Genomic DNA, 18,671 nt, shown 5'->3' with positions numbered 1-18,671 from the left:
GCGGCTTCGGCGCGCGTCGGTTCGACGCTGCGGCGGACACGCTTCGTCGCGGGAGGAAGGAAGGCGTGAAATGGCATTGGTCGACGAGCTTTCCCAGCTCAAGGACGAAACCCTCGCAGCGATCGCCGCGGCGGGCGACACGTCGGCGCTCGAGCAGGTGCGCGTGGGCGTGCTCGGCAAGAAAGGGTCGCTGACCGGGTATCTGCGCAGCATGGGACAGGTTCCCAAGGAAGAGCGCGCGGCGGTCGGCAAGGCCGTCAACGAGGTGCGCGTCGCCGTCGAGCAGGCGCTCGAGGCGGGCAAGGCATCGCTTGAGCAGGCAGAGCTTTCGGCCCGCATGAGCGCTGCGGCCGTGGATGTGACGCTTCCCGGCCGCGCGCAGCAGATCGGCTCGCGCCATCTGATCACCTCCATCATCGAAGAGGTGTCCGAGATCTTCCTCGGCATGGGCTATTCGGTCGTGACCGGCCCCGAGGCCGAAACCGACTACTATAACTTCGAAGCGCTGAACGCGCCGGCCGACCATCCGTCGCGCGGCATGCAGGACACGTTCTATCTGGTCGACCGCTCGGGCGACGTCTCGCGCGTGCGCGGCGAGTCCGATGTGCTGCTGCGCAGCCAGACCTCGGGCGTGCAGGTGCACACGATGGAGGACCGCAAGCCGCCGATCTACGTCATCGCGCCGGGCAAGGTCTATCGCCGCGATGTGGCCGATCCTTCGCATCTTCCGCAGTTCCACCAGATCGAAGGCCTGGTCGTGGACGAGGGCATCACCTTCGGCGACCTGAAGGGCACGCTCGATTACCTGTGCAAGCAGATCTTCGGCGAAGACCGCAAGACGCGTTTCCGCGCGCACTACTTCCCGTTCACCGAGCCCTCGGCCGAGGTGGACGTGAGCTGCGGCATCTGCCACGGCGAAGGCTGCCGCTTCTGCAAGCACACCGGCTGGATCGAGGTGCTGGGCTGCGGCATGGTGGACCCGAACGTCTACGGCTTCGTCGGCATCGATCCCGAGAAGTACTCGGGCTTCGCGTTCGGCATCGGCGTGGAGCGCATCGCGGCGCTCAAATACAACGTTCCCGACCTGCGCATGCTGCTCGACGGCGACATGCGGTTCCTGCGTCAGTTCTAAGAGGGGAGACGGGCATGAAGATATCTCTGAAGTGGCTTTCCGAATACGTCGAGGTCCCCTCTGACGTGCAGGCGTTCTGCGACCGGCTCGACCTGACGGGCACGGGCGTGGAAGGCGTGGAGCGTCTGGGCGACGCGTTCGACCATATCGTAACGGGCCGCGTCATCAGCAAGGACGCGCATCCTGACAGCGACCATATGTGGGTCTGCCAGGTGGATGTGGGCGAGGCGAACCTCGGGGCCGACGGCGCGCCCAAGCCGCTGCAGATCGTCTGCGGAGCGCAGAATTTCAACGCGGGCGACCATATCGTCGTGGCGCTCGTGGGCGCCGAGCTTCCCGGCGGCATCAAGATCAAGAAATCGAAGCTGCGGGGCGTGGCGTCGTGCGGCATGAACTGCTCCGCGCGCGAGCTCGGCTTCGGCAGCGACCATACGGGCATCATGATCCTTCCCGAAGACGCGCCCGTGGGCGTTCCCTTCGCCGAGTATCAGGGCTTGGCCGATACGGTGCTCGATCTGGAAATCACGCCGAACCGTCCCGACAGCCTGTCGGTCGTGGGTTTCGCGCGCGAGGTGGGCGCGATGTACGACGTGGACTTCCGCATGCCGACGCGCGCGCTTCAGGAATCCGACGAGCGCATCGACGGCCAGGTGAGCGTTGAGGTGACCGACGCGGCCCTAAGCCCGCGCTATACGGCGCGCCTCATCCGCGGCGTGAAGGTGGGGCCATCGCCCGATTGGCTGGTCGAACGCCTTGCCGCCATCGGCCAGCGTTCCATCAACAACGTGGTGGACGTGACCAACTACGTGCTGTTCGAGTTGGGACAGCCGCTGCATACGTTCGATTTCGACACGCTCGACCTTGAAGACGGCGCGGCGCGCATTATCGTGCGTGCGGCCTATGCAGGCGAGAAGCTCACGACGCTTGACGGGGAAGAGCGCGCGCTCACGCCCGATATGACGGTCATCGCCACGCCGAAGCGCGCGGTGGCGCTTGCGGGCGTCATGGGCGGGCTGGATTCGGAAGTGACCGAGGGCACGGTGAACATCCTGCTCGAAGCCGCGACGTTCAGCCCGGCGCATACGAGCCGCACGAGCCGTAACCTGGGGCTCATGAGCGATTCGTCCATCCGCTACGAACGTCGCGTGGACGATGCCGGCATCGATGCGCGCAGCGATTATGCCGCCGCGCTCATCGCCGAGGTGGCAGGCGGCACGGTGTGCGCAGGTCGCGTGGATGTGTGGGCGCACGCGGATGCGCAGGCTCTCGTGCTGCCGTTCCGCATCGAGCGCTTCCAGAGGATGATGGGGGCCGCCATCCCGGTCGACTTCATCACGCGTTCGCTCACGCGTCTGGGGTGCGCGGTTGCGGCAGGGGATGCCGAGGGCGTTCTGCGCGTGACCGTGCCGACGTTCCGCCCCGACCTGGAGCGCGAGATCGACCTGTACGAAGAGGTGCTGCGCCTTTACGGCATGGACCGCATCGAATCCACGCTGCCGGCCGGTCGCGGGCGTGTGGGCGTGCGCACGCGGCGCCAGGAATGCGAGCGCATCGTGCATCGCGCGATGACGGCGTCGGGCCTGAACGAGACGATGACCTATTCGTTCGCCGGCGGGGACGATCTGGAGCTTCTGCGCATGCGCGAAGAGGGCATGGGCGAGGCGGCGGAGCTCATCAACCCGATGAATGCCGACCACGCGTTCATGCGCCGCTCGATCGTGCCGGGCCTGCTGCGCAGCGTGGCGTATAACCAGAGCCATGGCGTGGCCGATATCCAGCTCTACGAGGTGGGCACCGTGTTCTTCGCGCACGAGGGATCCAAGAAGCCGCGCGAGAAGAGGCGCGTGGCCGGCGTGCTGGCGGGCGCGATGGGTCAGAAGGCCTGGAATGCGGAACCTGCGGCGTTCGATTTCTTCGACGGCAAGGGCGTGCTGGAGAACGTGGCGCGCGAGCTGGCGCTTCCCAAAGTGAAGTTCAAGGCGCTCGGGGTTGATGAGGCCACGCACCTGCAGCCGGGCCGCGCAGCCGTCATGATGTCGGGCGGCGATGTGATCGGCTGGGTGGGCGAGATCCATCCGTTGGCCGTGGAGGCGTACGGCGCGAAGGCGCCGGTGGTGGCGTTCGAACTGGATGCGGATGCGCTCGAGCGCGACATGAGGCCGGCGAGGGATTACGTGGACGTGCCGCAATTCCCGGGCGTGCAGCGCGACATTGCGTTCGTCGTGGACGAGGACGTGAGCGACGAGAAGCTTATGCAGTGCATGAAGTCGGCCGGCGGAGCGCTGCTGGAAGGCGCGCGGCTCTTCGACGTGTACCGCGACGACGAGCACGTCGGGCCGGGGAAGAAGTCGATGGCCTACGCGCTCACGTACCGTGCCGCCGATCGCACGCTGACCAGCGATGAAGTGGACAAGGCGCATGAGAAATTGCGTGCGAAGGTTTGCCGCGCGACGGGGGCGGAGGTGCGGTAGGGCAAGGACCTAGCGATTCGAAGAGAACTATAAGAGGTTGTTCGAGCTAGGACAGCTCTATAACAGAATGTTTCGAAATGGCCTGAAAAGTAGAATTTCAGGCCATTTCCCGTATAGGTCGTTGGACCATTCATCGGATTGATGACGATTTGCGGTCGGTTTCTTCGAACCCATTCCTTCCTTGGGGATAGATTGCGGGATAATACGGGGAGAGGAAGCGTCTTTAGATTCAGGATGGTTCAATGCAGCATCTCTCAACGCTCGAGCTACGTTTTTCGTTGTCTGAAGATATAGCAATGTCCAGAGGTCAAGTCGCTTCCATGGGTCCTTTTCTCCAAGGTTTTCTGATGGAATGCATCGCAAGCGATTACGCCACGTATCTTCATGGGCTTCCGTTTAACCCCTACAGTCAGTATTGTTTTCTTGGCGATAACGGGAAAACTCTTAAGTGGCGCATTTCAACTCTTACGAATGAAGCATTCGAGCAGATCGCTGCTCCGATTCAGTTGGTAGATTCCATAGAGATAAAGTCTCTCCATCTTTCGCTTCCTGTTGAGCAACGAACTTTAGAGACCATATCGCTCAAGGATCTAACGGATTCAATTTATGCAGACGAATCATCGAAACAGTCGATAACCTTTATTACGCCTGCATCCTTCAAGCAATCGGGATCATATATGTTCATGCCTTCGGTCAGGCTTATATTCCAAAACCTTTTGATGCGCTACGGTCAGGTTTACGAGAATGAAAAGGAGATCGATCCGGGCACGCTTGAATTCATAGAGCAGAACGTTCGCATGGCATCTTACGACCTTCGCTCTCAATATTTCAGTCATGCGATGAATGAGTCGCGAAAAGTGCCGGCGTTCGTTGGCTCCTTAAGATTGTCCATCAGGGGGTCTCAGGCGTTGACCGGTCTCGTGCATATGCTTTCGAAATTCGGGGAGTATTCTGGAATCGGGATAAAAACATCGATGGGGATGGGAGGAATGCGATGTCGGTAGCTTCAGATGAAGGCCCTATGGCCGATATCAATGATGAGGAACGGTTGCGGCTGAAGACAGCCTTGGCGTTTGGGGCGTTGCTGCATGACATCGGTAAGGTGGTGTATCGAGGGGAGTCCGGGAAAGGCACTCATTCCAAGCTTGGCTCTGACTTCATAAAAGATGAAGTAGCTCCTTCCAATTCGGGCTACGATGGCGAGACCGGTTTTCGAATCGTCGAGCAGATTCGATACCATCATGCGAAGGAAATGACCTCCGCCTCGCTCTCAAGCGATTCGTTAGCCTATATCACGTATTTCGCCGACAATATCTCGGCCGGTATGGATAGGAAGAATGAGGGCGACGAAGGACGGACGATGTTCTTCGATCGAGACGCAAAACTAAGAAAAGTCTTCAACATTATCAATGGGCATCATGACGATAATGTCATCGAGCATGATGATTACAATGCGATTCGCGAGGGTCTGCGAAAGAATCTTATCAAGACGGAAGTCTCGTGGAAGCACGTCAATTCAATGATCAACGTGTTGGAGGCTTGGCTTCATGCCGTTCCTTCTTCAACGAACGTTTCCCAGCTCATCGATGTTTCTTTGTTCGACCATGCCAAGACGACCGCAGGCGTAGCCACGTGCATTTATGAGTATCTTGATGAGCGAGGCATAGCCAATTATCAAGAGGCTCTATTCGACAAAAGCTCTTCGGGTGAATACTACGATGCCCCTATGTTTCTCCTGTGCTCGTGCGACATGAGCGGCATCCAAGACTTTATTTATAACATCAGCGGATCTAAGGCACTCAAGCAGCTGCGTGCACGGAGCATGTATCTCGAAATGCTTCTCGAGCATATTGTCGATGAGTTCATCGATCGAGCAGGGCTTACCCGGGCAAACCTTCTGTATACAGGAGGCGGACATGCGTATATGCTGCTGCCGAACACCGTGAAGGCGAAGCATGCGTTCGACTCGGTGAACGCGGAACTCAAGTCTTGGTTCTTGGAGCATTATCGTAACGATCTATATATCGCAAGCGCGTGCATTCCGTGCAGTTCGAACGATTTGGCCAACAAGGGCGACGACAGACATTGCTATCAAAAGATGTTTCAGAGCCTGAGCGCTCGTCTTTCCGAGGTGAAGGCATCCCGATACGACGCCAAGGAGCTCTATTCCCTGAACTTCGGCGACACGGAGGGAATTGACCACAGCCGTGAATGCACGGAGTGCCATCGTTCCGATCTTTCATTGAACTCCGATGGCAAATGCGCCCTTTGCGCTGAACTGGAGGGCATTTCCAAAGATCTGGTTCGAAAAAGCGTCTTCGTTGTAACCGATGAAGACGAAGGTCTGGCATTGCCTTTCGGAAAAACGCTGCATATGTATTCAAGAGAAGAGTATCTTGCGAAAAAGCCCGGTGCAACACGTCTCTACACCAAGAACTCATGGGATGTCGGAGTCGGACTGGCTACCCACATCTGGATGGGAGATTACACGGCGAATGACAAGGGGGAGATTGCAGAATACGCTTCATCGGGTATCACTCTTCCTCCTGTAGAGGGTGCGCACCATAGCCTAGGAATAGAGAGGCTCGGCGTCCTTAGGGCGGATGTTGATAATCTGGGTATCACGTTTTCCCATGGACTGCCTGAGGAGAAGGCTTCGATAAGCCGAACGGCTACGTTAAGCCGTTCCATGAGCTATTTCTTCAAATGCAAAATCAATGAAGTGCTTTCAAATGGGGGATACCAGGCGCAAATCATTTATTCGGGTGGCGATGACCTGTTCATCATCGGAAACTGGTGCGACATCATATACGCCGCCATCGACATTCGGAAGGCCCTCGATGCGTTCACAGGAAATGGGTCTCTGACCATTAGCGCCGGAATTGGAATGTTCGACAAGAAATTCCCCATTGCCCGCATGGCCGCTGAGACGGGTTCTCTCGAGGATGCGGCGAAGATGTACAGGTCTCCCGTCGACAGGAATAAAACGAAGGATGCTGTTGCCCTCTGGTCTGGGGACCAGGTTTTTGGTTGGGAAGAATTCATCGGATCGGTCGCTCCTCGCTTGCAGGAGATACACGACATGTTCGATCGTAATGAAAAGGGCAAGGCGTTCATATACAAGCTGGTAGGGCTTTTGCGCAATTCCGATGATGCGATTTCGGCACCAAGACTCGCATATCTTCTTGCGCGCAGCTTCGCCGATGTCCCCGAAGGGACAGAGTCGAGCAAGAAACTATACGATTGGGCCCAAGACAAGCGAGAGCGCAAGTATCTCGTCACTGCGCTTGAATGGTATGTGTATTCGATACGAGAGAGGGGCTAGCGTGGCGAAGAAGTTGGTTCATATGAAGCTCGACGATAACTTGGTTTTGGATGAAATGAATTACGCCGATTCTGCAGAGAAGGTGATGAGGCGTCTTTCGAGCGAACGCAATAAGAACAATGAGGCGTTTTGCGGCCTAACCACCACCAAACTCAGGCGACTGTATTCTCTGGTCATGAATATATACACCAAGGTCGGCACGCTCGACGATTTCGAAGAGCATAGAACTGACCTCCAATATCTCAAGGTTAAGATGGCATATGAGGCCGGTCGAGACGACTCGGTGAAAGCGTTCTTGAGCAAGACGGGCTTGCGGGAGCTGATTGGTCGGATTGAATCTTACGATCAATTCATTCTGTATTGTCGATACGCAGAGAGCCTGGTCGCGTATTTCAAGTTCTATGGCGGGAAGGAATAAAACCATGAGCTTTACGAAGATAAAGATCGAGGGAATCATCGAAGTGAAGACCGGCTTGCATATTGGCGGAGACGATTCTTTCAGCGCTATCGGGGCTATCGACTCGCCGGTTGTACGCGACCCTCTTTCTCATGAGCCCATCATCCCAGGTTCGACGCTTAAGGGGAAGCTGCGTTCTCTTCTGGCTCGTGACAAGGGTTCTGTGCCTAAGAAGGGAACAGAAGGCTTCGAAGGCGATTGCTTCGAGGTCAAGCGTCTATTCGGTTCAGCACAGAAGGGCAGCAATGTCGATGGAACGGGGCTTCAGATGTCTCGGCTTCAGTTTTCGGATTGTTTTCTCGTCAATAAAGGAAGTCTTCCTCAGGTCTTCGAAACCAAATTCGAGAACACCATCGACCGTCTGACCTCCGAGGCCAATCCTCGTCAGATCGAACGGGTCGTAAGAGGTGCCGAATTCAGGATGGAGATCATATACAACGTCGAGGATCTGGGTCAGATTGACGAAGATTTCGCCAATCTTCAGACGGCTTTTCGCCTTCTTGAAAATGACTATCTGGGTGGTGGGGGCACTCGTGGGAATGGCCGTGTTGTGATGAAATCCCTGAAGGCAATCCGAGTTACTGGCGACGAATCCGTCGTCGTTCCGAGTCTTGTGTGATGTCATGAGCACGCGAATTGTCAAAATCTTCTTCTCCGGCCCTGTGCATTTCGGGCGAGGACGTCTTTCCGACGGCGCGTATGCATGCGATGCGGCAACGTTGTTCAGCGCATTGTATATCGAGGCCTTGAAAGCAGGTTCGGCGGATGCGTTGCTCGATGCCGTCAATCGAGGCGAATGCCAGATAAGCGATGCGTTCCCCTTCATAGGCGAAGACCTGTATCTGCCGAAGCTCATGGCTTCGCCGGCATCGTCGCTTCCCGATGAGACATCGGCTTCCGATTCTCGTATTAAGAAGGCCCACAAGAAACTAAGCTACATTCCCGCGCGTTCATTCAAGGGATTCCTCAGAGGAGATTTCGACGCAATACAGGAACTTCGTATCTTCGAGCAAGGAATCGGCCGGTCGTTCCTGCAAACGAAGGTCAATCTTGTCCGCGAGGACGATGAAGATGCGCTGCCATATTACGTAGGCGGGTTCTCATTCAACCCGTCGGCGGGCATTTATTTCATCGTGAAAGGGAGCTTCGATTTGGAATCCCTACTTGATGGCCTGCAGTACTCTGGATTGGGTGGAAAAAGATCAAGCGGCTATGGACGTTTTACCTATAAGATATTCGATGAGAGAATGCTTAACGGGGTACGACTTGGCGATGCAGGCTCAAGACATCTCCTTCTTTCTACCTCGGCGCCAACGGAGGCCGAACTGAGCGACAGTCTCATCAAAGGAGCTCAATACAAGCTGATACGAAGGGGAGGGTTTGTCCAGTCTTCGTCTCATGCGGCAACGGCCCAAAAAAAGCGCGACATGTATCTCTTCGAATCAGGGTCCGTTTTTGGACGTACGTTCATCGGAAAGGTGTTCGATGTGAACGAAATGCTGGGAGCTCATCCCGTCTTTCGTTATGCTCGAGCGCTATGGATGGAGGTTTGATTTCCATGGCCGTTCGAAACTATACGATGTCATTTACGACAGTCGGACCTGTCCATATTGGTTCGGGCGAGGATCTGGGCAAGAAAGACTACTTCTCCATCAGCAAGAATAAAATCGCCGTTCTTGACGTCCATAAGTTTGCGAGCAAGCTTGATTCTCCTCAGCTTGAAAGGTATTGCAGCTTTCTTGAGACGGATTCGAGGAAGGGCCTTCAGGACTTACTTGACGAGGCCCCAAGCTTCAAGAGAGCTGCCCAGGCTTCCATCGCATACGAATTAGCTGCGCGAGCCAGAAGGGGCTCGTATCAGTATTTTTCCGTGCAGAAATGCATCAAAGATGCGTATGGCAAGCCTTACGTGCCCGGGTCGAGCGTGAAGGGCATGCTTCGTACGGCCTTGATGTGTGCCTTGATCCTAGAGGATAGGGTCTCGTTCCTGGATGATTATGTCGATCCGACCAGGCGGGGCAGGACGTCTCGTGCCGATTCCGCGATGCAAAAGCGCGCATTTTGGCGCGATGTGTTTTACGACCATGATGGTCGGCAGCAGTCGAACGACATTATGCATTACGTATCCGTTTCGGATTCCGCACCGCTTTCAGTCGATGATCTGGTGTTCGTGAAGAAGTACGATAAGTTCTCGAAGAGGGATGACGGCAGCCATAAGCATGATATGGGGAATCGTTCCGATAAGGCATATCGTAAAGGAAACGAACTCCCTATCTATCGAGAGTGCATCAAGCCCGGCACGACGATAACCTGCGCCCTTTCCATTGATGATCGCATCGATGGATTCCTGCCTTTCGGAGCTCTTGATGCAGACTGTTTAAGCAAAGTGCTTGAACAGTCATTCGATTTATACAAGCGGTGCTTTCTGGATATGTATGAAGACGATTCGAAATCGGGGGGAACCGGGGGCCGCGACGCCGATGATGACTTCTGCAACTACGTTGTTCAATCAGGCCCGCTGGCTGGTCGACGTTGTCGCAATCATGCGATTGGGGGGACGGGATATTGCGGCCTACATCAGGATGCGGCAAAGGGCCAGGAGGCTTCTCGGCAAATCACATGTTATCTGGGCGGCGGCGCCGACTTCGACAGTAAAACGGTATTGAACGCATTGTTCGACGATGATGCCAAACGCATCGATGCAATTTCCCACACCCTTTTCGAGCAGTTTCCCACGAAGGTCGACAAGAGCAAGCGGCCGTCCTTGTGGCAGGAGGTTGAAGAGGCTTCATTCAAGCCTCGAGAAATGCGTGCTGTGTTTGATGGGAAAGGGAAGCTTAAGAAGGCAAAGGACGACCATCGCCACTGGAAGGATCCATTCCTGGGGGTTTCCCCGCATACCATGAAATTCGGGATGATCGGCGATGAAAAATATCCAATGGGTAAATGCTCGATCGTGATTCAGGAGCGGTGATGACGACTTTATTTTCTCCCATTGGGACGGCAGATCCCATTACGCAGCTGGGCGATGGTCCAATGCTTCATATCGTTAGGATGCGCAAGCCCGACAAGGTGGTGCTGTTCCTTTCCCCGACCATGATGGCGCATCAGAACGATGATCAGCGATACACGCGTTCTATCGAGCTTCTCTGCGACGCGACGGGTCAGGGACGTCCAAAGGTGGAGCTCGTCGCATCGCCTTATAGCCAGGTTCATAGATTCGATCATTACATCGTTGAATTCGAAGAGCTGCTGAAAAGACTGCCGAAGAGCGAGATGAATGTGGGTATTCTCGTAAACGTTTCCTCGGGATCTCCTGCCATGGAACAGGCCCTTGTTGCCTTGGGGGCATTCGGTCAGCTCAATCTTGAGCTTATTCAAGTCCCCACGCCGAGGAAGGGGGAGAACGATAAGAACGATCGAGAAAACCCCGACGCTTACGATCTTGATGTACTTTGGGCGCTTAATCCTGATAACGAGCGCATGGAATGCCGAGCGGAATCAATCGAGCTCCCTAATTTCAAGGAACGACTTCTGAAGGATAACATCGCGACATTGATCGATGTCTACGATTATGATGCAGCCGCAAGCCTGGCATGCAAGTCGAGCACCCTATCTCAATCGGCGATGAATGGAATTAAAGCCGCCGCTAATCGCTTACGACTGAGCAGAGGTAGCGCCGACAATTCTGTTTCTGAGTTTCTTTCGGTCATGGAGGTCCGGCTTCGCCAGGGGAATTATGGCGACTTCGCTAGGATGGTCACTCCTGCGTTCACCCATGTGATGAGGTCGGTTTTGCACGGGGTGTTGCCGGAGAAAAGGTATCTGAAGCGAAAAAGGGATGGCTCTTTCGGAGATAGGCTGGACGAAGCTTCTATCAGGGAAGACCAAAAGCTCAGCGGAGTTTTTGGTCGCCTCTCATCGAATGGCATACCTCGCTACCTTACGAATGAATGCCTTTCGGCCCTTGTTGAGGAATACTGCGAAGATGTTGAGGTGAAAAGCCTTGTTAGTAAATTGAGGTGTTTTGAAAAGAAGGTGCGAAACGGCCTTGCGCATGAAATCCAAGAGGTGAGGAGGGAGCGGATCGAAAAAGAGGGTGGCATGCCTCTTCAGGAAGTGTTGGATTCCCTTATGAAGCTTGCCGGTTCACGGTCTGGATACTACGACGATTTGAACAAGGGTCTGCTTGGTCAGTTGAAGAAATAGCATGGTATTGAGGAGATGGGTGTCATGGCGCATCTCTACCTTATGGAAAGCGATGTGAAGGTTGGTCTGCGGGAAAATCAGGTCGTTATAACGTATTTCGATAACCGTGGGGATGCCAGAAGGCTACCCATCGAGGGTGTTGATGGGATCTCGGTTTTCGGCATGCCCCAACTATCGACGCAGCTGATCAGGGAGTGCATTTCACGAAATATTCCTATCGGATATTACTCTGATGACGGTCATTATTTCGGTAACGTAAGCTCGTCGGAAAGCATAGATCCACTGCGGCAGAAGAGGCAGGTCTATCTGACGGATGACGATTCGTTTTGCCTGGATTGGTCGAAGAGGATCATCGCCGCGAAAATCCAGAACAGCATCACGCTCCTCTATTATTTCGAACGCGATCATCAATTCATTGATGATGAATTACGCGGATTGCATCACTCACTTGCTCATTTGAAATATGCGGAGAGCGTCGATGCGGTTTTAGGATACGAGGGAAATGCCGCGCGCAATTATTTCGAGTGTCTCCCGAAGGTGCTGAGGAATGAGGAATTCTTGTTCGTGGGTCGCAGTTCGCGTCCTCCGAAGGATCCGTTCAATTCAATGATTTCTTATGGTTACAGCCTGCTCTATCGCAACATTATTGGTGCGATAGAGCAGCATGGTCTGCATCCTTATTTCGCCTTCATGCATAAGTTGAAGTTCGGACACGCGGCATTAGCTTCGGATCTGATTGAGGAATTTCGCGCTCCTCTGATCGATAAAGCGGTTGTCGAGATGGTGAATAACGAAGAGGTCCGAGCATCGGGGTTTTATCGAAATGATCATGGCGCCTTATATATGGATAAGGAAACTGCCCGCATCGTAACTAATCGGCTTTCGGACATTATCGCAAAAGGACACAGATATTTTCTTGATGTGAATGACAGCCGTACGTATGGATTTCAGGTGGCTCTGGATAAGAAGATGGGAAACGTGCTTGAAGCGATTGAAAGACGAGATGCGAGCTTGTATATCCCTTATGTATGGAGGCCCGATTGGTAGCGGAAGAAGGAAAACTTGTTCGGACCAGTTGTTCGCCTGGTAGAGTGAACGGCCCATCTCCTGCAGAGAATAGGTATTACGTGATTGTGCTGTTCGATATTTCAGATGCGAAGAAGTATCGTCTTCTAACTAAGGTCCTTAAGGGATACGGAACGAGAATTCAGAAATCCGTTTTTGAGGCTCAACTCAAGAAATCGCAAATCAAAACGTTAATTGCATCTGTAGAAAAACTGATGTCATCTAGGCGATTCTTTAATCCGGACGATAACATTCGAATTTATGAAATTGCAGGTCATTGCGACCTGACGATATTCGGGGAGTGCCGCATCGATGTGATTGAGGATAATATATTTGTATAGCAGCGTTTTTTGCTGGATTGGGTTATTCTAAAGCGGTGCATGGTAGCAAAGGCATATGGATTTCTTTTTCGAAAAACATCTATTTTATGCCTATTACTCTGCTCTGTCCATGCCATTGATCAGGCTTAATCCCCGAGAGGGGACGGAAACCCTTGGATAGTGAACACACCGGGATTGAGAATAACCAGGCATTGATCAGGCTTAATCCCCGAGAGGGGACGGAAACTATCGCCGCTGGCGACCTTGGTCGCGAACGTGTAAACGAGCAATTGATCAGGCTTAATCCCCGAGAGGGGACGGAAACAAGAGCGAATGCCTTGATGTCAATGCCGTCGACATGAAATTGATCAGGCTTAATCCCCGAGAGGGGACGGAAACCAATCGGCAGGCAATGGATGGAATAGGAAAGCCAGGAATTGATCAGGCTTAATCCCCGAGAGGGGACGGAAACCGTCGACATGAATATCGAACATGGACATGAGTATTCCTTATTGATCAGGCTTAATCCCCGAGAGGGGACGGAAACTTCGTCTCGGTTGTCCTGCGGTCGCCTTCCCCGACATTATTGATCAGGCTTAATCCCCGAGAGGGGACGGAAACTCTCCGAAAATGCTTCGATGATCAAACATAAAAGCATACTATTGATCAGGCTTAATCCCCGAGAGGGGACGGAAACCCGATAGTAACCTTATAATATGACCAAGCAAGTTCATAATTGATCAGGCTTAATCCCCGAGAGGGGACGGAAACCATGAACAGGAACCCTTCGTCGCAACGATTCTTCGTCATATTGATCAGGCTTAATCCCCGAGAGGGGACGGAAACAAGGAAAGGAGCCATATACCATGGCGAAGCTCATCAAGAAATTGATCAGGCTTAATCCCCGAGAGGGGACGGAAACCCTTGGCGATCTTGTCGGTATCTCCCAGCATGTCTAATCCATTGATCAGGCTTAATCCCCGAGAGGGGACGGAAACTCGGGCATCTTGCAGCCTTCGGGATACATCTCGGCGAATTGATCAGGCTTAATCCCCGAGAGGGGACGGAAACCAAGATCGTCTCGACGACTGATGGCATTCAGGCCATCGAATTGATCAGGCTTAATCCCCGAGAGGGGACGGAAACGTTGACGAAATCTTCCATCTTCTTGGCCATCATCGCCATTGATCAGGCTTAATCCCCGAGAGGGGACGGAAACGTTTATATCATCGAGCTGCGAGTCCATCTCTTCAAGATTGATCAGGCTTAATCCCCGAGAGGGGACGGAAACACTTTGTCAACAGGGGGAGAGTTAAACTCACCAAATAAATATTAAATTGATCAGGCTTAATCCCCGAGAGGGGACGGAAACGATCGCCTGCTTCGGTGACAAGGACCTGATAGCCATCGAAATTGATCAGGCTTAATCCCCGAGAGGGGACGGAAACTACTCGACATCGATTTCGGCGAACGATCCGTCGATCTCGTCGTTATTGATCAGGCTTAATCCCCGAGAGGGGACGGAAACTCCGCCGCGTCTATCCAGTGCTAACCGAAGACGAGGACATTGATCAGGCTTAATCCCCGAGAGGGGACGGAAACGAGCATGCGTTCGGCAACTCCGGCATCCTGATGCCATTGATCAGGCTTAATCCCCGAGAGGGGACGGAAACCATCGCCGCATCATGAATCTCGTTGTAATCGTAATTCATATTGATCAGGCTTAATCCCCGAGAGGGGACGGAAACGACCTCAAGCCCTTCACCGTTCAGACGAAGCTTAACTATTGATCAGGCTTAATCCCCGAGAGGGGACGGAAACGCATTCGGCCGCCGTAATCGGAAAACCGTTCACGAAAATTGATCAGGCTTAATCCCCGAGAGGGGACGGAAACCGTGAAGGTCGGCGATCATAGAATAGCCGTTGCATGATTGATCAGGCTTAATCCCCGAGAGGGGACGGAAACCGTGATTTCGCTGGTCCTCGCATTCGCCGCGACGCGCATATTGATCAGGCTTAATCCCCGAGAGGGGACGGAAACAATTTACGGCAATCCCCTCAAGCAGCAGATTCACAAATTGATCAGGCTTAATCCCCGAGAGGGGACGGAAACGTGATGGAATACTTCCAACGAGGAAGCAGCATCAGCCGCCAATTGATCAGGCTTAATCCCCGAGAGGGGACGGAAACATGGTGACTAGTTCTTTCATGGTTACCTCCAAGCTCGTATTGATCAGGCTTAATCCCCGAGAGGGGACGGAAACGATCTCGATCACGGTGTCCTCGTCCAGGTCTTTTACAATTGATCAGGCTTAATCCCCGAGAGGGGACGGAAACAGAACGTATGTTCGTGTATTGTTAATACAGATCGATTATTATTGATCAGGCTTAATCCCCGAGAGGGGACGGAAACTCTGAATAAACGACAGTGCAATTGTGTTTGTAGGTTCTGCATTGATCAGGCTTAATCCCCGAGAGGGGACGGAAACTCGTTTCCAAATCGTACGCGACGCCCGCGGGCGTGAGATTGATCAGGCTTAATCCCCGAGAGGGGACGGAAACAATCGAGCACGTATCCGATATAATCCAACCGTTCGTTATTGATCAGGCTTAATCCCCGAGAGGGGACGGAAACCATCATGGGCGCAGTAAAGCAGCTCGCGATCCGTGAGAGATTGATCAGGCTTAATCCCCGAGAGGGGACGGAAACAACGGGATTACGGAGTAATGGACTCGGTACAGCATCAGATATTGATCAGGCTTAATCCCCGAGAGGGGACGGAAACTAGATTTCATGGAGTTTGAGTGTATGTTAATCTTGTGAATTAATTGATCAGGCTTAATCCCCGAGAGGGGACGGAAACTCGGGATGACCTCCATACGTACGCATTGCCTTAATATTGATCAGGCTTAATCCCCGAGAGGGGACGGAAACGTCTTCTCGCCGTCCCAGGTGAATACGCGGGTCACCCATTGATCAGGCTTAATCCCCGAGAGGGGACGGAAACAATTCATCATGCTGAAATATTTCCACTGATTGGGGGTGCGGACAAAAACTTGGACCGCGAAGGGTCCGGGAAGGGTGGACTGGGCAAGATAAATCGGACACCAAGTCAAGGATGAAAGGTGGAACGAGCAAGATAGATCGGACGCCGAGTTAAGGGCGGAAGACGGAGCGAGCGAAAGCCTGGATAACGAAACCTGAAGACTTTTTCTTGGGTTTCGTTATCCAGGACAAGCATCTTCCGACGAGCGAAAGATGCTTGTCGTCGAGCTGCCAATTGCGATACGCCCAGCCGTTGTTCGCTCTTAGGATTCCGTCTCTCTAGGTGGTGCCGGAACTTTCGTTTTAATCGTGCAGAGCAACGCGAGAAGCAGCGTGATCCCGAGATACACGGGAACGCTCATCGCGGTGCCGGTGTTTTCAAGCAGCATGAGGCAGATGGTCGGGGCGAGCGTTCCTCCGAAAACGCCGGCCATCTGAAAACCGATGCTCGTTGCCGTGTAGCGGACATGTACTGGGAACATGGCCGGCAGATGAGAGGCGAGCGGTGCCCAGAGCATTGCAAGGCAGAAAAGCGACACGAACGCTCCGGCGAGGATAATCGTGGGATTCTGCGTGTCGAGCAAAAAGATATACGCGAACGCATACAGCATGTTGACGACGGCGCCGACGATGAGGACCTTGCGGGTCCCCCAACGTCCGCAGAGCCAGCCGAAGATCGGCGTGCCGACCATTTGTCCGAGCGAGGCGAATACGCCGACCAGCAAAGCCGAACCGCTCGTTATGCCGATGCGGGGCAGATAGACCAAGGGAAACATCGCGAAGACGTAGAAGGCCGTGTCTGATCCGATACGCGTTCCGATAGCCAGAAGCACTTCTCTACCATGGTTTTTCACGACATCCATCAACGGTGCCGGACGGCTCTCCTCCTTGCGTTCAAGGAACTCGGGCGATTCTTCGATGCCGAAACGCATGTAGAATCCGATGACCACCAATACGGCGCTTGCCAGGAAAGGAATGCGCCATCCGCCTCCTAGGAGAAACGCTTCGCCGCCAAGATCCGATATAAGCGAAAGCGTGCCGCTCGCCAAGAGAAACCCTAATGGCGAAGCGACCTGCACTATGCTCCCGAGAATGCTTTTCAGTCTTGGTGAAGTCGTGTACTCGTTCACCATGAGCGCAGCGCCGCCCCATTCTCCACCGAGGGCCACACCCTGCAAAAGGCGCAGGATGCATAGCGCAACGGCACCGAACGACCCAGCCGTCGCGTAATCCGGCAAGCATCCGATGAGAAACGTCGCGCCTCCCATGATGAGGAGTGCAACGATCAGAACGTTTTTTCTGCCGACCTTGTCGCCGAAGTATCCGAATACCAACGCGCCCAAAGGGCGGGCGATGAAAGCTACCGAATAGGTTACGAGCGATAGCAGGAGCGCTACGGTTGGAGGCATGGATACGAAGAACACTGCGGGGAATACAACCGCCGCTGCCGAGCCGTAGACGAAATGGTCATAGAATTCGAGCATGGTGCCGGACATGCTTGCTAGGGTGACTTTGAACATACGTTTCTTTTTCGGCACATGAGCGTCCGATTCAGTCACGGCGTCTCCTCCTTGCTGTCCAAACGAGTCCGCATAGTTATCTGCTTGACGCTTGCCCGTGTGCGTCCTGTCCGATTAGAGGAGAAAGAAATGGTTGGATGAGTTCGTGGTTTCGCTTTATGAGGTACTCGAGGTAGTTGCCGATACGTCCGTCATCATTCTTTTTTCTTGCGTATGACATGGGAGAAGGTTGTCGCATGATGTCTTTCGCAGACAGTGCGCAAAGCTTTTTCGCGGCGATCCATCGGTCGGCGATGGGTTTAGGCAGAAACCCGATGCCCAAGCCCATCACGTGGCAGTGAATTTTGGTTTCGAGATCGGGAACGATGATTTCTTCTTGCCCTTCGAGACGCCAGGCGGGACGCCCGATGGAATGGGTCGAGGTGTCTTGAATATTCACAACGGGATGCTGCTTGATGGAATCGCCATCGACTTCGATCCCCGTACGTAAGATGGGATGATTCGGCGAGCAAACCAATACCCATTCGACAAGGCCGAGAGGAGTGGTGACGAAGCGCTCGTCTATGGAATGGTGGGAGGGCGCCCCTATGGCAAAAGATCCTCCCTCATGGACCATATAGTCCCAAACGCCGGTGAATACGGATTTCTGCACGTTAAGCGCGGCAGATCCGAACTTTTCGCTGAGATGGGCGAGCAGTTTCGCAACGGCGACGCCGTCGTAGAGAAGGTTATTGACGACCAAAGTGAACGAAGGTTCGATTCCCGTCTTGATCGCGTCGAGTTCGTCATAGAAACCGCGATGGAATTCAAGGAGATCCTGCGCTTTGGCGGCAAGTCTCTTTCCCGCTGTCGTAGGAGCGATGGCATGGGTCGTGCGCTCGAGAAGCTGGATGCCGAGGGATTCTTCAAGCGCCTTGATGCGATAGCTGACCGCCGAAGGCGTTTTATAGAGAGCAGATGCGGCGGCTGTTAGGCTGCCCTCTTCAATGACCAGGAGAAAGGTCTGTAAGGCCTCGAGATCGAGATGGTGTTGAGATTTGAGACCCATACCAGCATCGTTCCTTCATGGAGGCTTGCGGGGACGGCATGTTTTTCAAGAACATAGTAGCAACCGCCATGCCGCGCG

Annotated in this window: 13 protein-coding genes and 1 CRISPR repeat array; of the genes, 11 read left to right on the top strand and 2 right to left on the bottom strand. The window is 53.9% G+C overall.

All coding sequences use genetic code 11. The features are described from left to right. The first annotated feature begins 70 nt into the window (after positions 1-70). The 11 genes from pheS to cas2 all read left to right on the top strand — a co-directional run bounded on the left by pheS (position 71) and on the right by cas2 (position 13,000). On the top strand, positions 71-1,132 hold the full coding sequence (gene pheS / locus HMPREF1155_RS01350) for a phenylalanine--tRNA ligase subunit alpha (protein ID WP_009076419.1): 1,062 nt from the start codon (positions 71-73) through the stop codon (positions 1,130-1,132). A 14-nt stretch (positions 1,133-1,146) separates the two neighbouring features. After that, positions 1,147-3,603, top strand: coding sequence for a phenylalanine--tRNA ligase subunit beta (pheT, locus tag HMPREF1155_RS01345; protein ID WP_009076549.1), 2,457 nt, complete (start codon positions 1,147-1,149; stop codon positions 3,601-3,603). Positions 3,604-3,845: 242 nt separating this feature from the next. Then, positions 3,846-4,607 carry a CRISPR-associated endoribonuclease Cas6 gene (gene cas6, locus HMPREF1155_RS01340; RefSeq protein WP_039993143.1) on the top strand — a complete coding sequence of 254 codons (762 nt, stop codon included), beginning with the start codon at positions 3,846-3,848 and terminating at the stop codon, positions 4,605-4,607. A gap of 17 nt (positions 4,608-4,624) precedes the next feature. After that, positions 4,625-6,928, top strand: a complete 2,304-nt coding sequence (gene cas10 / locus HMPREF1155_RS01335) for a type III-A CRISPR-associated protein Cas10/Csm1 (RefSeq protein WP_162130806.1) — start codon at positions 4,625-4,627, stop codon at positions 6,926-6,928. A gap of 1 nt (position 6,929) precedes the next feature. Continuing rightward, complete coding sequence (csm2, locus tag HMPREF1155_RS01330) at positions 6,930-7,346, top strand: type III-A CRISPR-associated protein Csm2 (RefSeq protein WP_009075988.1); 417 nt, start codon at positions 6,930-6,932, stop codon at positions 7,344-7,346. Between the two features lie 4 nt (positions 7,347-7,350). Then, positions 7,351-8,004 carry a type III-A CRISPR-associated RAMP protein Csm3 gene (csm3, locus tag HMPREF1155_RS01325; protein WP_009076182.1) on the top strand — a complete coding sequence of 218 codons (654 nt, stop codon included), beginning with the start codon at positions 7,351-7,353 and terminating at the stop codon, positions 8,002-8,004. A 4-nt stretch (positions 8,005-8,008) separates the two neighbouring features. After that, positions 8,009-8,938, top strand: coding sequence for a type III-A CRISPR-associated RAMP protein Csm4 (csm4, locus tag HMPREF1155_RS01320; protein ID WP_009076458.1), 930 nt, complete (start codon positions 8,009-8,011; stop codon positions 8,936-8,938). A gap of 5 nt (positions 8,939-8,943) precedes the next feature. Further along, positions 8,944-10,359 carry a type III-A CRISPR-associated RAMP protein Csm5 gene (csm5, locus tag HMPREF1155_RS01315; RefSeq protein WP_009076598.1) on the top strand — a complete coding sequence of 472 codons (1,416 nt, stop codon included), beginning with the start codon at positions 8,944-8,946 and terminating at the stop codon, positions 10,357-10,359. Next, positions 10,332-11,594 carry a hypothetical protein gene (locus HMPREF1155_RS01310; RefSeq protein WP_081501503.1) on the top strand — a complete coding sequence of 421 codons (1,263 nt, stop codon included), beginning with the start codon at positions 10,332-10,334 and terminating at the stop codon, positions 11,592-11,594. Before csm5 ends, HMPREF1155_RS01310 begins: the two co-directional genes overlap by 28 nt. Before the next feature lie 24 nt (positions 11,595-11,618). Next, positions 11,619-12,641 (top strand): CRISPR-associated endonuclease Cas1, encoded by a 1,023-nt coding sequence (gene cas1 / locus HMPREF1155_RS01305; RefSeq protein ID WP_009076243.1) that lies wholly within the window; start codon positions 11,619-11,621, stop codon positions 12,639-12,641. Continuing rightward, complete coding sequence (gene cas2, locus HMPREF1155_RS09175) at positions 12,623-13,000, top strand: CRISPR-associated endonuclease Cas2 (protein ID WP_081501501.1); 378 nt, start codon at positions 12,623-12,625, stop codon at positions 12,998-13,000. Before cas1 ends, cas2 begins: the two co-directional genes overlap by 19 nt. Before the next feature lie 114 nt (positions 13,001-13,114). Next, a CRISPR array of direct repeats spans positions 13,115-15,987; the repeat unit is 36 nt; unit sequence ATTGATCAGGCTTAATCCCCGAGAGGGGACGGAAAC. A gap of 301 nt (positions 15,988-16,288) precedes the next feature. Here the strand turns inward: cas2 and HMPREF1155_RS01295 are convergent. Then, positions 16,289-17,584, bottom strand: a complete 1,296-nt coding sequence (locus HMPREF1155_RS01295; RefSeq protein WP_009076344.1) for an MFS transporter — start codon at positions 17,582-17,584, stop codon at positions 16,289-16,291. Between the two features lie 37 nt (positions 17,585-17,621). Then, complete coding sequence (locus tag HMPREF1155_RS01290) at positions 17,622-18,593, bottom strand: LysR family transcriptional regulator (protein ID WP_009076440.1); 972 nt, start codon at positions 18,591-18,593, stop codon at positions 17,622-17,624. Positions 18,594-18,671 lie beyond the last annotated feature (78 nt).

Origin of the sequence: Slackia sp. CM382, assembly GCF_000293015.1 — a bacterium.
GTDB lineage: Bacteria > Actinomycetota > Coriobacteriia > Coriobacteriales > Eggerthellaceae > Slackia > Slackia exigua.
This window is presented reverse-complemented; position numbering and strand designations above follow the sequence as displayed.

What these genes read in the sequence shown, in the direction of transcription:
- pheS (WP_009076419.1), top strand. Translation starts at nt 71, where the DNA reads ATGGCATTGGTCGACGAGCTTTCCCAGCTCAAGGACGAAACCCTCGCA.
- pheT (WP_009076549.1), top strand. Translation starts at nt 1,147, where the DNA reads ATGAAGATATCTCTGAAGTGGCTTTCCGAATACGTCGAGGTCCCCTCT.
- cas6 (WP_039993143.1), top strand. Translation starts at nt 3,846, where the DNA reads ATGCAGCATCTCTCAACGCTCGAGCTACGTTTTTCGTTGTCTGAAGAT.
- cas10 (WP_162130806.1), top strand. Translation starts at nt 4,625, where the DNA reads ATGGCCGATATCAATGATGAGGAACGGTTGCGGCTGAAGACAGCCTTG.
- csm3 (WP_009076182.1), top strand. Translation starts at nt 7,351, where the DNA reads ATGAGCTTTACGAAGATAAAGATCGAGGGAATCATCGAAGTGAAGACC.
- csm4 (WP_009076458.1), top strand. Translation starts at nt 8,009, where the DNA reads ATGAGCACGCGAATTGTCAAAATCTTCTTCTCCGGCCCTGTGCATTTC.
- csm5 (WP_009076598.1), top strand. Translation starts at nt 8,944, where the DNA reads ATGGCCGTTCGAAACTATACGATGTCATTTACGACAGTCGGACCTGTC.
- HMPREF1155_RS01310 (WP_081501503.1), top strand. Translation starts at nt 10,332, where the DNA reads ATGCTCGATCGTGATTCAGGAGCGGTGATGACGACTTTATTTTCTCCC.
- cas1 (WP_009076243.1), top strand. Translation starts at nt 11,619, where the DNA reads ATGGCGCATCTCTACCTTATGGAAAGCGATGTGAAGGTTGGTCTGCGG.
- cas2 (WP_081501501.1), top strand. Translation starts at nt 12,623, where the DNA reads ATGGAGGCCCGATTGGTAGCGGAAGAAGGAAAACTTGTTCGGACCAGT.
- HMPREF1155_RS01290 (WP_009076440.1), bottom strand. Translation starts at nt 18,593, where the DNA reads ATGGGTCTCAAATCTCAACACCATCTCGATCTCGAGGCCTTACAGACC.